This is a genomic window from Novosphingobium percolationis, from assembly GCF_020179425.1.
GTDB classification, from domain to species: domain Bacteria; phylum Pseudomonadota; class Alphaproteobacteria; order Sphingomonadales; family Sphingomonadaceae; genus Novosphingobium; species Novosphingobium percolationis.
Genome location: NZ_JAILYM010000001.1, coordinates 209,596 through 224,787, shown reverse-complemented (window position 1 = coordinate 224,787; position 15,192 = coordinate 209,596). Strand labels below are relative to the sequence as shown.

Genomic DNA, 15,192 nt, shown 5'->3' with positions numbered 1-15,192 from the left:
GCAACGGGCGGGAGGGCACGTGCCTTCCCGCCCCTTCATTTTGCCCGCAATCGCTCCGTCAGGCGAAGGCGGAGGCCAGGCTCAGGCCGCGCCTGCGCCCTGCCCCATCGACGTGCGCGTGTCCTCCAGCGCCAGATCGACCAGCACGCCCATCGCCTCGGCCGCGGCATCGGCATCGCCCGCCGAAATCGCATCGAACACGCGCGCATGATCAGGGATCGGGTTGCGCGGCAACTCGCGCGAACGCTGCTTGAACTGCGTGGTCCAGTGGACCGCCGCGCCGATGCTGGCCGATAGCACGACCATCGCCTGGTTGCCCGTCGCGCGCAGGATCGCGTCGTGGAAATCGCGGTCCGCCGCGCGCCCGGCCTCCGTCGTCAGCGTGTGACGACGCATCGCGGCCAGCGCATCGCGCATCACCCGCACGTCGTCCTTGCTCCGCCGCTGCGCCGCAAGCCGTGCCGCCGCCGGCTCGATGATCGAGCGCAATTCGAACAGGTCGCGCACGAAGGCGACGTCCGGCTCGCCGGCAAAGGCCCATGCCAGCACTTCAGGATCGAGCAGGTTCCAGCGCTCGCGTGGCAGCACCCGCGTTCCCGCCTTCGGACGGCTGGCGACAAGGCCCTTGGCGGTCAGCACCTGGATCGCCTCGCGATAGGCGCTGCGCGAAACCTTCAGTTCCTCGGCGAAGGCAACCTCGCCCGGCAACACGTCGCCTGGCACATATTGGCCCGACAAGATCGCGGTTCCCAGCTTGTGCGCCAGCGCGCCATGCAAGCGTCGCCCCGGCCCGCGTGCCGCCCCGCCCTTGGCGTCCAGCGCCTTGTCCTGCTTGTCGGAAAGGGTCTTGGGTGCAGCTTCCGTCACGGTCTCGCGGTCCTCCTTGGCATCCACGCTTATCAGTGCGCCCCGCGCGACGATACGATTAAAACGTTTAACGCCGCCGCATGTTGCCTTTCCCCTGCGGCCGTAATATGTCGGAGTAAATCAGGAGACTCCAATGACCGAATTCCGCTCCGTGGCCGCCGCCACCGGCCAGCCGCAGGGACCTGCCTTCGCCGTTCACGGCCCGCAGGATGTCGCCGCTGCCTGCGCCGCCGCCGCTGATGCCTTCGATGCGTACCGCGCCACCAGCCTTGAAGCGCGCGCCATGTTTCTCGAACGAATCGCCGAGGAAATCCTCGCCATCGGCGACGACCTGATCGAAGCTGCGATGACCGAATCCGGCTTGCCGCGCCCCCGCCTCGAAGGCGAACGCGGCCGCACCGTGGGCCAGTTGCGCCTGTTCGCCGATGTCGTGCGCAAGGGCGCGTGGCAGCAACTGCGCATCGACCCCGCGCTGCCCGAGCGCCAGCCCCTGCCGCGCCCCGACATCCGCCTGCGCATGATCCCGCTCGGCCCGGTCGCGGTGTTCGGCGCCTCCAACTTCCCGCTCGCCTTCTCCACCGCGGGCGGTGACACCGCCTCCGCGCTCGCGGCGGGATGCCCGGTCGTGGTCAAGGGCCACCCTGCCCATCCGCAGACCGGCGCCCTCGTCGCCGCCGCGATCGCGCGCGCCGTTGCTGCCAGCGGGCTGCCCGCTGGCGTGTTCAGCCACCTTGTCGGCCCGTCGAACGATCTCGGCGCCGCGCTCGTACAGGATCCGCGCGTCGCCGCCGTCGGCTTCACCGGATCGCGCAGCGGCGGCCTTGCGCTGGCAAAGCTGGCGCAGGCGCGCGGCGTGCCGATCCCCGTCTATGCCGAAATGTCGAGCATCAACCCCGTCCTGCTCCTGCCCGAAGCGCTGAAGGCGCGCGGCGAAGCGCTGGGCACGGCCTTCGTCGCCTCGCTGACGATGGGCGCGGGCCAGTTCTGCACCAACCCCGGCCTGATCCTCGCGATCGAGGGCGAAGGGCTTGATGCCTTCACCGCAGCGGCCACGTCCGCGGTGCAGGCTGCAACGGCGCAGACCATGCTCACCCCGGGCATCTGCCAGGCCTATGCCAGCGGCGTCACGGCGCTGGAAGGCAATGCGGGCGTCGAAACGCTGGCCAAGGGCCAGCCCGGCGAAGGCACCCAAGGCGGCGCGGCGCTGTTCCGCACCGGTGCCGCCGCCTTCCTTTCGGATAAAGCAATGGGCCACGAAGTATTCGGCGCGGCTTCGGTCGTCGTCGTCTGCAAGGACGAGGCCGAACTGCTTGCCGTCCTCAAGGGTCTCGAAGGCCAGCTGACCGCCACGTTGCATCTGGACGCCGCCGACGAAGCGCTGGCGGAACGCCTGCTCCCCGTGCTGGAAGTCAAGGCCGGGCGCATTCTCGCCAACGGCTGGCCCACCGGCGTCGAAGTGTGCCACGCGATGGTTCACGGCGGCCCCTTCCCCGCCACGTCCGACGCGCGCACCACCTCGGTCGGCAGTATGGCGATCGATCGCTTCCTGCGCCCGGTCAGCTACCAGAATCTGTCCGCCAACCTGCTCCCGCCGTCATTGCGCGACGACGCGTTCGGCGATGGCGCGCCGCGTCTGGTCGATGGCGTCCTGACGATCTGAGAGAGGATAACACAATGTCGCTTCGTCTGCTCCAGCACCGTGCCGTTGATGGTACGCGGTCGGTCGTTCTGGCCGACCTAGGTGTCGCTCAGGTGCTGTTAGGTGTCGCTAGCGTGCGCGAATTGGCCGAGCGTGCAATCGCCGCCGGAACCAGCCTCGCCACCACCGCGCGCACCTGCCCCAAGGGCGCAGAAATCGATCTGGAACAAGAGCTTGCCGCTGGGCGTTTCCTTGCCCCGATCGATCACGACGACCCCGCGCACCTGCTCATGACCGGCACCGGCCTCACCCACCTCGGCTCGGCTGAGGGGCGCGACAAGATGCACCGCGATGCCGCCGCTGCGGCGCACCAGACGGACTCGATGCGCATGTTCCTCGAAGGGCTGGAGGGCGGCAAGCCCGACCCCGGCGCGGTCGGCCAGCAGCCCGAATGGTTCTACAAAGGCGATGGTTCGCAGCTCCTCGGCCCCGGCCAAGCGCTTGAAATGCCGTCGTTCGCGCAGGACGGTGGCGAGGAGCCGGAGCTTGCTGGCATCTACCTGATCGGCGCGGACGGCACTCCCTTCCGCCTCGGCTTCGCGCTCGCCAACGAGTTCTCGGACCATGTGACCGAGCGCCACAACTACTTGTGGCTGGCGCACTCCAAGCTGCGGCAAGCCGCGCTCGGCGCGGAGCTGCTGATCGACGAGACGCCCGCCGACGTGCGCGGAGCCAGCCGCATCGTGCGCGATGGCAAGGTTGTGTGGGAAAAGCCTTTTCTTTCGGGCGAGGGCAACATGAGCCACGCCCTGTCGAACCTTGAGCACCACCACTTCAAGTACGACCTGTTCCGCCGTCCGGGCGATATCCACGTCCACTTCTTCGGCACCGCCACGCTCTCGTTCAGTGATGGCATCCGCACACAGGTCGGCGATACCTTCGAGATCGAGGCCGCACCCTTTACCCTGCCCTTGCGCAATCCGCTGGCTCGCGCTGCCGGCAGCGACGCGCCCGTCGCGGTCAAGGTCCTGTAATCGTTATGGATCCGATCCGTATCGCAGTCGTGGGCGTGGGCAAGATCGCCCGTGACCAGCACCTGCCCGCCATCGCCGGCAACCGCGCTTTCAGCCTTGCCGCCACGGTCAGCCCGCACGATCCGGGCGTGCCGGACGTGCCGCACCTCGAAAGCCTTGAGGCATTGCTGGAGGAAGGCCCGGCGGTCGATGCTGTCGCGCTCTGCACCCCGCCGCAGGTCCGCTACGATCTGGCCGCGATGGCGCTGAAGCGCGGCATCCACGTGTTCCTGGAAAAGCCTCCCGGCGCGACGCTGGCTGAAGTAGCCGCGCTGGAAAGTCGCGCGGACAAGGTCGGCGCAACACTGTTCGCAGCGTGGCATTCGCGCTTTGCGGCAGGGGTCGCCCCGGCCCGCGCCTGGCTGGCCGAGCGCCGCATCGAAAGCGTCGAGATCACCTGGCGCGAGGACGTGCGCGTCTGGCATCCGGGGCAGGCGTGGATCTGGGAACCGGGCGGGCTCGGCGTGTTCGATCCGGGCATCAATGCGCTGTCGATCGTCACCCACATCCTGCCGCGCCCGTTCTTCCTCAAGAGCGCGACGCTGGAAATCCCGGCCAATCGCGCTGCGCCGATCGCAGCGGACATGCATTTCTGCGACACGGCGGGCGCGAAGATCCATATGGACCTCGACTGGCGGCAGACCGGCCCCCAGAGCTGGGACATCGTGGTCGAAACCGACGCGGGGACGCTAAAGCTGGCGCACGGCGGCGCGGTGCTGTCGCTGCCGAGCGGTACCGAACACGCCGAAGATCACGAATACCCCGGCCTCTACGCCCGCTTCGCCACGCTGATCCGCAGCGGCCGCAGCGACGTCGACGTCGGTCCGCTGCGGCTCGTCGCCGATGCCTTCCTGCGCGGAAAGCGCGCGATCACCGACGCATTTCTCGACTAAACACCTCTTGGGAGAGGTCACGATGACAACGACTTTCCGCCGCGCTGCTGCCGCCCTGCTGCTGGCCGCCAGCGCGCTCGCCACGCCCGTACAGGCCGATACCGGCGGCACGCCGACCAGCGCCACGCTGCACGCCGACACGCCGGGGCCGGTCTATGACAAGCGCATCTTCACGCAGTTCGCCGAGCATCTGGGCAACGGCATCTATGGCGGGCTGTGGGTGGCGGGCGACAAGTCCATCCCGCAGACCAACGGCTTTCGCAACGACGTGGTCGGCGCGCTGAAGGCCCTGTCGGTGCCGGTGATCCGCTGGCCCGGCGGCTGCTTCGCCGACGAATACCACTGGCGCGAAGGCATCGGCCCCAAGGCGCAGCGCCCGGTCAAGGTCAACACGCATTGGGGCGGCGTGACCGAGCCGAACGCGGTCGGCACGCACGAATTCTTCGAGCTGCTGCGGCAGGTGGGCGCCGAAGCCTATATCGCGGGCAACGTCGGCAACGGCACGCCGCAGGAAATGGCCGAGTGGGTCGAATACATGACCGCGCCTGCCGGCAGCCTTGCCGACCTGCGCGCGAAGAACGGGCACAAGCAGCCCTGGGCCGTTCCCTATTTCGGCGTGGGCAACGAGTTGTGGGGTTGCGGCGGCAACATGCGGCCCGAATACGCGGCGGACGTGACGCGCCGCTATGCCACGTTCGTCAAGGCGCCTGCGGGCACACGGATCATGAAGATCGCCGCCGGGGCCAACGTCGACGACTACGCCTGGACCGAGACGATGATGCGCGTGGCGGGCGATATGCTCGACGGCGTGTCGCTGCATTACTACGTCCACCCGGCGGGCGGCTGGCCGCCACGCGCGCCCGCGGTCGATTTCGACGAACACGGCTGGGCCGATGCGCTGGCAGGCGCCCGGCGCATGGAAGACCTGATCGCGAAGCACACCGCGATCATGGACAAGTACGATCCCAAGAAGCGCGTCTTCCTCGCGGTCGACGAATGGGGTGCGTGGTACGCGCAGGATCCGGGCACGCATCCGGGCTTCCTGCGCCAGCAGAACACGCTGCGCGATGCGCTGATCGCCTCGATCCACCTCGACATCTTCGCCCGCCACGCCGACCGCGTGAGAATGAGCGCGATCGCGCAGATGGTGAACGTGTTGCAGGCGATGATCCTGACCGACGGGCCGAAGATGGTCCTCACCCCCACCTATCACGTGTTCGAGATGTACAAGCCGTGGCAGGACGGAACGGTGCTGCCCATCGACATCGACGCCCCGTGGTATGCCAAGGACCAGTTCACGATGCCCGCGGTGAGCGGATCGGCGGTGAAGGCGAAGGACGGCAAGACCTACGTCGCGCTGTCGAACCTCGATCCGAACCAGCCCAACACGGTGACGGTCAAGCTGGCGGGGCTTTCCGCCACCGGGGTTTCGGGCCGCGTGCTGACCGCGCCCGCGATCAATGCGCACAACACCTTCGATGCGCCCGAGGCGGTGAAGCCCGCGCCGTTCAGCGGCGCGAGCGTGAGCGGCGACACGCTGTCGGTGACGCTGCCCGCCAAGTCGGTCGTGGTGCTGACGCTGCAATGAGCGCGGCACGCGTTCTTGGCGATTGGGGGGGCACCAACCTGCGCCTGTTCCGGGTGCAGGATGGGGTCGTGACCGCGCGGCTCGACGGGCCGGGGACCACCGCGCTTTCCGGCAATGCGGCCGAGGTGCTGGCCGAACGGCTGGCCCTCTGGCTGGCCGAAGGGCCGATCGCGGGGGTGACGCTATGCGGCATGGCGGGATCGCCCGCCGGGTTGGTGGTCGCGCCCTATGCCCCCTGCCCCGCCACCGCCGCGCAATGGCAGGCCGCCCCCGCCACGCTCACCGTCGCGGGGGTGCCCGTGGCCGTGCTGCCCGGCCTGTCGGCGCGCGATGCCAAGGGCGTGCCCGACGTGATGCGGGGCGAAGAAGCGCAGGTCTTCGGCGCGATGGCGCTCGATCCCGCGCTGGCGCACGGTCGCCATGTCATCGTGCTGCCGGGCACCCACAGCAAGTGGGTCATGCTGGACGATGGTGCGATCACCGGATTCCGCACCGCGCCGACTGGCGAGCTTTATGCGCTGATCGCGGGGCAGTCCTCGCTAACAGGCAACGATGCCCCCGGCGAAGGCAGCTTCGACGATGGCTTCGCGCGCGGTCTTGCCCGCGCCGACGAGCCGATGCCGGGCGCGCTGTTCGAGGCGCGGGCGGCCCGGCTGCTCGATGGCCGGTCGCGGGCGTGGGCGCAGGGGTATCTCTCCGGCCTGCTGATCGGCGCGGAAGTGGCGCAGTTCGCGCCCGATACCGGCTCAGTCGTGGTGGTCGGTGCGCCTGCGCTTGCCGCTCTCTACGCCCGCGCCCTTACGGCGCGCGGCCTTGCCTTCACGGCGGTCGATGGCGATGCCGCCGTGCTCGCCGGCCTTACCCTTACGCTTCAGGAAAGTTCGCAGCCATGACCATCGACGACGTTCTCGCCGCAGGCGCCCCGCCCATCGTGGCGATCCTGCGCGGCATCGAAACGCGGGAAGCCGTGGCCGTGGCCGAAGCGCTGGTCGATGCCGGGGTGAAGCTGATCGAGGTGCCGTTCAACTCGCCCGATCCGGCAGGCTCGATCGCCGCGATGGCGCAGGCGCTGGGCGACCGTGCGGCAATCGGCGGCGGCACGGTTGTGAGCCCCGCGCTTGCCGAAACGCTGGCGCAGGCGGGCGGCACCTTCATGGTCTCGCCCAATGTCGACCCGGCGGTGATCGCACGGTCGCTGGACCTTGGCATGGACGTGCTGCCGGGCTTCCTCACCCCGACCGAAGCCTTTGCCGCGATCAAGGCGGGCGCGACCAGCCTGAAGCTGTTTCCCGGCTCGGTGCTGGGCAGCGGCTATGTGAAGGCGATCGGTGAAGTGCTGCCCCGCGGCACGCGCGTATGGGCCGTGGGCGGCGTCGGCCCTGCCAACGTGGCCGAGTTCCGCAAGGCGGGCGTGTTCGGCATCGGCGTGGGCGGCAGCCTCTACAAGCCGGGCGACGATGCGGCCATGGTCGGCGCAAGGGCCCGCGCGCTGGTCGAGGCCTGGGCCGCGAGCGAGGGCTGACCGTGCTGCGCCGCGCCCTGCTCGCGCTTGCCCTGAGCGTTTCGCCGATGGTTGCGGTGGCGCAAGGCGCGCCGCTGTCGGGCGACCTGACGGTGCACGACCCGGTGCTGATCCGCGAAGGCGCGACGTGGTACGTGTTCAGCACCGTTGGCAGGTACGTGGGCATCAAGACCTCGCCCGACCTGCACCACTGGACCGACGCGGGCTCGGTCTTTGCCGAGATCCCGGCCTGGGCGAAGCAGGCCGTACCGGGGACCGAAGGCATCTGGGCGCCGGACATATCGTACGTGAACGGCGAATACCGGCTGTACTATTCGGTCTCGACCTTCGGATCAAACCGTTCGGCCATTGGCCTGGCCACCAGCCCGACGCTCGATCCGAAATCGAAAGCCTACCGCTGGACCGATCGGGGCCTTGTCGTCCAATCCACGCCTGCGGACGATTTCAACGCCATCGACCCGAACTTCGTGGTCGATGCCCAAGGGCGACAGTGGCTGGCGCTGGGCAGTTTCTGGAGCGGGATCAAGCTGTTCCCCCTCGATCCGAAGACGGGAAAGCCCGCGGCCGGAACCGAACCGTACAGCATCGCCTCCCGTCCTGCTCCGGCAAACGCGCCTGCGCCGATCGAAGCCCCGTTCATCGTGCCGCACGGCGGCGCGTACTACCTTATCGCGTCCTACGACTATTGCTGCAAGGGCGTGAACAGCACCTATTACACTGTGGTCGGGCGCGCGGACAGGATCACCGGGCCGTACAAGGGCCGCGACGGCAGCGCGATGATACAGGGCGGCGGCACGATCCTGCTGCGCGCCGATCTGCAGGAAAAGCAGCGCTATCGCGGGCCAGGCCACGCCGGCGCGTTCACCGACAAGGACGGCACGAGCTGGCTCGTGTGGCACGCCTATGACCGCGAGGCGAACGGCGCACCCGTGCTGCGCGTGGCGCGTCTGCGCTGGGATGCAGACGGCTGGCCGGTGGCCGAACCGATCGACTGACAGAACGAGCCTGAGAGGACTTTCGCGATGACCCTTTCGCTTTCGCGCCGCGCCTTCGTTGCCGGCAGCGCGGTACTGCCGGTGGCCTGCACGGGCCTAAATCGAGCCCTGCCGGCGTCGCAGACAGAGCCCGGCCCGGTCAATCCGCTGGTGCGCCAACGCGCCGATGCGCAGGTGCTCCGGCACGATGACGGGTTCTATTACCTGACCGGATCGGTGCCCGAGTACGACCGACTGGTGCTACGCCGCTCGAAGACCATCGCGGGCCTCGCCACGGCGGAAGAGCGCGTGCTGTGGCGGCATCAGGCAACGGGGCCGATGTCGGGCTTCATCTGGGCGCCCGAACTGCATCTGATCGACGGACGCTGGATCATGTATTTTGCAGCAGGCCCCAGCGGTGGCGGCGAGGACGTCTTCCGCATCCGCACGTTCGCGGTGGCCTGCGACGGGCCGGACCCGATGACCGGCAACTGGCAGGTTCTGGGCCAGTTCCAGGCGCCCTGGGACAGCTTCTGCCTCGATTCCACCAGCTTCGTGCATCGCGGCACGCGCTATTTCGCGTGGGCGCAGCGCGAGCCGGGGATCGAGACCAATTCGAACCTCTACATCGCGCCGCTGGCCAGCCCGCTCACCCTGGCGCGGCAGGCGACGCGGCTGAGCGTGCCGACGCTCGACTGGGAAGTGCGCGGCTTCAAGGTGAACGAGGCACCAGCCGTGCTGGCCCGCAACGGGCGGCTGTTCATGACCTATTCGGCCAGCGCGACCGATGCGCGCTATTGCTTGGGCCTGTTGAGCGCGCCCGACGACGCCGACATCATGGACCCGCGCGTCTGGACCAAGGCGCAAGAGCCGGTGTTCGTCACCTGCCCCGAAACGGGCGTGTTCGGACCGGGTCACAACAGCTTCACCGTCGACGAACAGGGCCGCGACGTGCTGGTCTATCACGGGCGCGATTACGACCGGATCGAAGGCGACCCGCTGTTCGATCCCAACCGCCATACGCGCGTGCAGCGGCTATACTACAAGGCGGACGGCACGCCCGATTTCGGCGTGCCCGTAGGCAACGGGCCAATGCCGGTGCGGTTGCTGGCCGCCGATGGCGTGGCGTTGGCGCACGACGGAATACGGCTGGTCGCCGGTGCGGCGACGCTGGCGGCCACGCAGTTCCGGCTGATCGAGGATGCGCCCGGTGTGGTCACGATCGCACCGATCCTCCGGCGCGACGATCGCGTGACAATCGGCGAGGACGGAAGCCTTGGGCTTGCCCCTGCAGTCGATGGCGCGGCGCAGCGCTTCCTCGTCCAGCGTGCAGGCAGCCAGTCGATCCGCCTCGAATCGGCGGCCCGCCGGGGCGTTGCCATCGCCTCCGGTGCCACGGTTGCCCTCGCTCCGCTTGGCCGCGCAACAGCGTGGAAAGTCGACTAATTAGTCTGAGTTGTTCATACCAATGCACGCGCGTTCACCAGCACCCGTGGCACGCCTGCATCACTGGCAGCGTTGTCAAAATCCAGAACAATTGCGTGATTAATTTTTCGCTTGCCAGCAATATGTCTGACAAATAATTAGTCCGACAAATTTGGGGCACGGCAAGGGGGCCGGCCCGTTCCAGGGAGGGTGATCTCATGGCGCTCAAGCCGTTCGCATTCGGTACAACCTCGATTCTCGCACTCACGCTGTCGACCGTCGCCCACGCACAGACGACGGATACCACGCCTGCCGCAGCTCCCGCCGACGGCGGCGAGATCGTGGTCAGCGGCGTACGCGCCTCGATCGTCGGCGCGCTCAACGTGCGCAAGCAGTCCACCCAGATCGTCGATTCGATCGTGGCCGAGGACGTGGGCAAGCTGCCTGACAACAACGTGGTCGAAGCGCTGCAGCGCGTGACCGGCATCCAGATCACCGACCGCGCGGGTGGCGAAGCGGGCGCGGTGACCATTCGCGGCCTGTCGGACCCGCTGACCACGCTCAACGGCCGCAACATCTTTACCGCAGCGGGCCAGTCGTTCGCGCTGCAGGACATTTCGGCGAACCTCGTCAAGAGCGTCAACGTCTACAAGACGCGCTCGGCCGACCAGATCGAGACCGGCCTTGCCGGGCAGATCGACGTCGAAACGCGTCGTCCTTTCGATTTCAACGGCTTCACCATCTCGGGCCTGGCGCGCGGGATCTACAACCAGCAGGCCGACAGCTATAACCCCAACGTGGCACTGCTGGTCAGCGACCGCTGGGACACCGGCGTCGGCGAGATCGGCCTGCTGGTGAATGCCAGCTACAGCAAGACCAAGTATCGCAACATGAGCACGACGGCTGGCGCCTTCGTGCCCTTCGCCACCGAGAACCCGCCGGAAGGATCGGGCTTCAGCCGGCTGGAACGCATCTTCCCCGGCCCGGACAACGTGAACTGGCAGCCGGGCCTCAACGCCGGCCTGCCCACCGCCGCCGGTTCGACGCTGCACATCAACGGCGTGGACGTGCCCTACTACCTCGGTCGCGACGCCGTGTTCAGCTCGGACCTTTATGGCGAGCGCGAACGCCCGTCGTTCAACGTCGCGCTGCAGTGGGCGCCCAACGGCAGCTCGGTCTATACCGCCGAAGTGTTCTACGCTGGGTTCCGTGGCAACACCTTCAATTCGCTGCAGTTCAGCTTCGTCGACTGGTGGGGCAACCCCGGGCCGGTCACGCTGTATGATGGCACCAACATCATCAAGTCGCGCACCGTGGACAACGTCTATGGCTTCAACAGCGGCGACTACGCCACCAACCGCACCGATAGCTACGTCTATGCGCTGAACGGCAAGTGGGACCTTGGGTCGCGCGGCAAGATCGTCGCCGACGTCGCCTACCAGACCAGCACCAACCAGAACACGTTCCAGGCCATGCGCACCGACCGCGTGGCCGGCCAGATCGTCACCGACTTCAACGCAGGCGGCGGCATTCCGTCGTTCCACTTCAACGACGACAGCCAGCTTGCCGATCCGACGTTGTGGAACGTCGCCGAATTCTACGACAACGCGGGCAAGGCCAAGGGCGACGCCATCACCGGCACGCTCGATGGTTATTACACCTGGGACGACGGCTTCCTGCGCGCGATCAAGGCGGGCCTGCGCGTCGACCGCCGCACCGCCGCGACTTATGTCCGCACGCAGGACGGCGGCCGTCTGAACAAGGCGCTGAGCGACGCCCTGCCCGCCGAGGCGCTGTTCACCAACAGCGGCTTCTTCGATGGCCGGGCCGACGTGCCGACCAGCTGGGTGCTGCCGAGCGGCTACTGGATCAACGCCAACGCCGACACCGTCCGCTCGCTCTATGGCCTCAAGACCTCGGACCAGCTGACGCTCGACCGCGTGTTCGACATCACCGAGACGACGATGTCGGCCTACCTGATGGCCGATGCGCAGATCGACCTGTTCGGACGTCCGCTCAAGATCGAAGGCGGCGTGCGCTTCGTCAACGTCGACACCGACAGCAAGTTCTTCGACCGCTACAACGGTGGCGCGGAAACCGCGGCGTCGAACGGTTCCAACAAGTTCCTGCCGGCGTTCACGCTGCGCTATGAAGTGACTGACAACCTGCGCCTGCGCTTCAACTATGGCGAGACGCTGCGCCGTCCGAACTTCAGCGACATCAACCCCAACTACAGCCTGACCGGCGACCTTACCAACGTAGGCTATGGTTCGGGTTCGGCGGGCACGGCCAACCTGCGCCCGACGCATTCGAAGAACTTCGACCTTGCGCTCGAATGGTACTTCGACCGCGACAGCGCGATCTACGTGACGGGCTTCCGCCGCGAGATCGATGGGTTGGTGGTGCCGCTGACGGTGCGCGAATACATCCCCAACAACGGCATCCAAGCGGGCGCAACCAACTACTTCGCCATCACCCGCCCGGTGAACGCGTCGAACGGCGTGCTGAAGGGCGTCGAAGTGGGCCTCACCTACTTCCCGCACTACCTGCCGGGCCCGCTCGACGGCCTGGGCTTCCAGGGCAGCGTGACGGTGCTGGATTCCAAGCAAAACATCCCAGAATCCGACAGCGCGGGCAACATCGTCGGCCAGTCGACGTCGCAGTTCTTCGGCGTGTCGAAGCTGTCGTACAATGCCACGCTCGCCTACGACAAGGGACCGTTCAACGCCCGCCTTTCTTACATCTGGCGCAAGCAGTTCCTGCACAACAACGAAGCGCGGCTGTTCGCCAATCCGATCGGCGTGTGGTTCCGTCCCGAAAAGAGCCTCGACCTCCAGTTGACCTGGAACGTCACCGACAAGATCGGCGTGACCTTCGACGCGGTGAACCTCACCAACTCGACGCAGCAGAACTACTATCAGTTCGGCGACGTCGGCAACGCCGACCAGTTCAACCTTGGCACGACGCTGCTGGCGCGCACCTTTGCGCTGGGCGTGCGGTTCAAGTTCGACTGATGGCATGATGCGAAGTCCCGTTTCCCGCGCTCCCTTGCGCGGACGGGCCTTCGGGCTGGCGGTCGCTCCCGTTTGCGACAATCCTCTCCCTCTTGCTCGCGAGGGCGACCGCCACCGATCTGGACGTACCCCGGAGCATGGGCAGCATGAGACGCACGCGATGGCAGCAATCTTTGCTCGCAGGCGTCCTTGCTGCCCTTTCGCTTGGCTTCCCGGCCTGCGCAGAGCCGCACAGCCTTGACCACGTAGCGATCGCCCACACCCGCTTCGGCAACGATGCCGATTGGTACGAAGGCCGCATTCCCTTCTTCGAATCCGCCGATCCCGGCCTCGATGCGGTCTACTACTACCGCTGGGCGCTGCTGCGCGCCCACCAGCGCGACCTTGGCGCGCAAGGGTTCGTCTCGACCGAGTTCCTCGACGACGTGAGTTGGCAACGCGAGCCGTTCGCCAGCCTCAACGACGCGAGCGGATTCCACATCAACGAAGCGCGCTGGCTGAACGACCGTCGCTATGCCGACGACACCATCGCCTTCATGTATGCAGGCGGCAACGACCGCCATTTCAGCGACTACATGGCCGACGCGGTGTGGAACCGCTACCTCGTTGATGGCGACCGCGTGGGCGTGACGCGCCACCTGCCGGTGATGCGCCACATCTACCGCCTGTGGGACGAGAAGTTCGACTTCGCCAAAGGGCTCTATTTCATCGAGCCGCTGCTCGACGCGACCGAATATACCGTCTCGTCGATCGACGCTTCGGGCGGTGCGGACGGCTTTCGCGGCGGCGATGCCTTCCGCCCCTCGATCAACAGCTACATGGCCGCGAACGCGCGCGCCATCGCCCGCATCGCCGCGCTGGCGGGCGACGAGGCCACCGCGCGGGACTACGCGGCGCGGGCCGACGACTTGCGCGCGCGCATGGTCACGGACCTGTGGAGCCAGACGCTCGGCCACTTCATCGACCGGCACCAGCAGACCAACGCGCATGTCCGGTATTGGCAGCCGATCCGCGCGCGCGAGCTCGTGGGCTTCGTGCCGTGGATGTTCGACCTAGCGCCCGACGACGCAGTCCACGCGGCCGCCTGGGCGCACCTGCTCGATCCCGCGATGCTGGCTGGAAAGGCCGGGCCGCGCACCGTGGAGGCGGGATACGAATACTACCTGCGGCAATACCGCTATCTGGGCGATGCACCCGAATGCCAGTGGAACGGGCCAATCTGGCCCTATCAGAGCACACAGGTGCTGCTCGGCATGGCCAACCTGCTCGATCACTATGCCGATCCCGGCCCGGTCACGCGCCGCGACTACCTGCGTCTGCTACGTCAGTATGCGGCGCTGCACCGGCAGGCGGACGGGCGGCTCGATCTGGAAGAGGACTACGACCCCGAGACAGGGCGACCTATCGTCGGGCTGGCGCGCAGCCACCACTATTTCCACTCGGGCTTCATCGACCTGATCCTGACCGGGCTTGTCGGTATCCGCCCGCGCGCCGATGACATGGTCGAGATCAATCCGCTGCTGCCGCCATTTGGCGATGCACAGGGCCTGCGCTGGTTTCGCGTGGAGGACGTACCCTATCACGGGCACCGGCTGGCGGTGACGTGGGATGCCGAAGGACGGCGCTATGGCCGTGGGTCGGGGCTGACGCTGGAAGTCGATGGCCGCCCCGTCGCACACCGCGACACGCTGGGGCGGATCACCGTGCCGATCGCGCGTTTGCCCGCTCCCGCGCCCGACCGCGCCATCGACCTCGCGGTCCAGCTGGTGCGCGGCGAATATCCCCTGCCCTCGGCTTCGACCAATACGGATGCCGAAGCGCTGCACGATGCCGTGGACGGGCGCATCTGGTTCTTTCCCGAGCAGGCCAACGGCTGGTCCTCGGCAGCCGTGCGCGGGGAGCAATGGTTCGCGCTTGATCTGGGCAAGCCGACCGAAATGGCGCGCGCCGAACTGGCCTTCTTCGCCGACGGCAAGGCGTTCGATTCGCCCGCCCGCTACCGGATCGAGGCAATGATCGGGGGCGCCTGGCAGCCCCTGCCGGCCCGGGCCGACACCGCGCGCGCCAACGGTGTGACCCACATTGCCTGGCCAGTGGTCAGGGCCGCGCGGTATCGACTGGCGTTCGAGGCGCGGCCGAAGCGGGCAGTGCGTCTGGTGGAATTCAAGCTCTTCGCAACGCCGCGCGATTGAGGCGC

The 15,192-nt window shown here is 67.5% G+C and carries 11 protein-coding genes; 10 read left to right on the top strand and 1 reads right to left on the bottom strand.

The window, feature by feature from the left end:
* Positions 1–81: 81 nt before the first annotated feature.
* On the bottom strand, positions 82–819 hold the full coding sequence (locus K3A84_RS00910) for a FadR/GntR family transcriptional regulator (protein ID WP_225008106.1): 738 nt from the start codon (positions 817–819) through the stop codon (positions 82–84).
* Positions 820–1,000: 181 nt separating this feature from the next.
* Here K3A84_RS00910 and K3A84_RS00905 point away from each other — a divergent pair, with 181 nt between their 5' ends.
* The 10 genes from K3A84_RS00905 (at position 1,001) to K3A84_RS00860 (ending at position 15,187) form a co-directional block, all read left to right on the top strand.
* The gene (locus K3A84_RS00905) at positions 1,001–2,527 is read left to right on the top strand and encodes an aldehyde dehydrogenase (NADP(+)) (protein WP_225007183.1); all 1,527 of its coding nucleotides are present in this window, start codon (positions 1,001–1,003) and stop codon (positions 2,525–2,527) included.
* Positions 2,528–2,541: 14 nt separating this feature from the next.
* Entirely contained in the window at positions 2,542–3,540 is a 999-nt protein-coding gene (gene araD1 / locus K3A84_RS00900) for an AraD1 family protein (RefSeq protein ID WP_225007182.1), read from the top strand.
* A 5-nt stretch (positions 3,541–3,545) separates the two neighbouring features.
* Complete coding sequence (locus K3A84_RS00895; RefSeq protein ID WP_225007181.1) at positions 3,546–4,472, top strand: Gfo/Idh/MocA family protein; 927 nt, start codon at positions 3,546–3,548, stop codon at positions 4,470–4,472.
* Between the two features lie 22 nt (positions 4,473–4,494).
* Positions 4,495–6,060 (top strand): alpha-N-arabinofuranosidase, encoded by a 1,566-nt coding sequence (locus tag K3A84_RS00890; RefSeq protein ID WP_225007180.1) that lies wholly within the window; start codon positions 4,495–4,497, stop codon positions 6,058–6,060.
* Positions 6,057–6,953 (top strand): 2-dehydro-3-deoxygalactonokinase, encoded by an 897-nt coding sequence (locus K3A84_RS00885; protein ID WP_225007179.1) that lies wholly within the window; start codon positions 6,057–6,059, stop codon positions 6,951–6,953. The genes K3A84_RS00890 and K3A84_RS00885 overlap by 4 nt, the downstream gene beginning before the upstream one ends.
* Positions 6,950–7,582 carry a 2-dehydro-3-deoxy-6-phosphogalactonate aldolase gene (locus K3A84_RS00880; protein WP_225007178.1) on the top strand — a complete coding sequence of 211 codons (633 nt, stop codon included), beginning with the start codon at positions 6,950–6,952 and terminating at the stop codon, positions 7,580–7,582. Before K3A84_RS00885 ends, K3A84_RS00880 begins: the two co-directional genes overlap by 4 nt.
* Positions 7,583–7,629: 47 nt before the next feature.
* Positions 7,630–8,577 (top strand): arabinan endo-1,5-alpha-L-arabinosidase, encoded by a 948-nt coding sequence (locus K3A84_RS00875; RefSeq protein WP_225008105.1) that lies wholly within the window; start codon positions 7,630–7,632, stop codon positions 8,575–8,577.
* Positions 8,578–8,604: 27 nt separating this feature from the next.
* The gene (locus K3A84_RS00870) at positions 8,605–10,002 is read left to right on the top strand and encodes a glycoside hydrolase family 43 protein (protein ID WP_225007177.1); all 1,398 of its coding nucleotides are present in this window, start codon (positions 8,605–8,607) and stop codon (positions 10,000–10,002) included.
* Positions 10,003–10,199: 197 nt separating this feature from the next.
* Positions 10,200–12,995, top strand: a complete 2,796-nt coding sequence (locus K3A84_RS00865) for a TonB-dependent receptor (RefSeq protein ID WP_225007176.1) — start codon at positions 10,200–10,202, stop codon at positions 12,993–12,995.
* A gap of 146 nt (positions 12,996–13,141) precedes the next feature.
* Positions 13,142–15,187, top strand: coding sequence for an MGH1-like glycoside hydrolase domain-containing protein (locus K3A84_RS00860; RefSeq protein WP_225007175.1), 2,046 nt, complete (start codon positions 13,142–13,144; stop codon positions 15,185–15,187).
* Positions 15,188–15,192: the final 5 nt, after the last annotated feature.

Bases quoted from the DNA above. Each gene is read 5' to 3' on its own strand.
- K3A84_RS00860 (WP_225007175.1), top strand. From the start codon at position 13,142: ATGAGACGCACGCGATGGCAGCAATCTTTGCTCGCAGGCGTCCTTGCT.
- K3A84_RS00875 (WP_225008105.1), top strand. From the start codon at position 7,630: ATGGTTGCGGTGGCGCAAGGCGCGCCGCTGTCGGGCGACCTGACGGTG.
- K3A84_RS00895 (WP_225007181.1), top strand. From the start codon at position 3,546: ATGGATCCGATCCGTATCGCAGTCGTGGGCGTGGGCAAGATCGCCCGT.
- araD1 (WP_225007182.1), top strand. From the start codon at position 2,542: ATGTCGCTTCGTCTGCTCCAGCACCGTGCCGTTGATGGTACGCGGTCG.
- K3A84_RS00885 (WP_225007179.1), top strand. From the start codon at position 6,057: ATGAGCGCGGCACGCGTTCTTGGCGATTGGGGGGGCACCAACCTGCGC.
- K3A84_RS00865 (WP_225007176.1), top strand. From the start codon at position 10,200: ATGGCGCTCAAGCCGTTCGCATTCGGTACAACCTCGATTCTCGCACTC.
- K3A84_RS00905 (WP_225007183.1), top strand. From the start codon at position 1,001: ATGACCGAATTCCGCTCCGTGGCCGCCGCCACCGGCCAGCCGCAGGGA.
- K3A84_RS00890 (WP_225007180.1), top strand. From the start codon at position 4,495: ATGACAACGACTTTCCGCCGCGCTGCTGCCGCCCTGCTGCTGGCCGCC.
- K3A84_RS00880 (WP_225007178.1), top strand. From the start codon at position 6,950: ATGACCATCGACGACGTTCTCGCCGCAGGCGCCCCGCCCATCGTGGCG.
- K3A84_RS00870 (WP_225007177.1), top strand. From the start codon at position 8,605: ATGACCCTTTCGCTTTCGCGCCGCGCCTTCGTTGCCGGCAGCGCGGTA.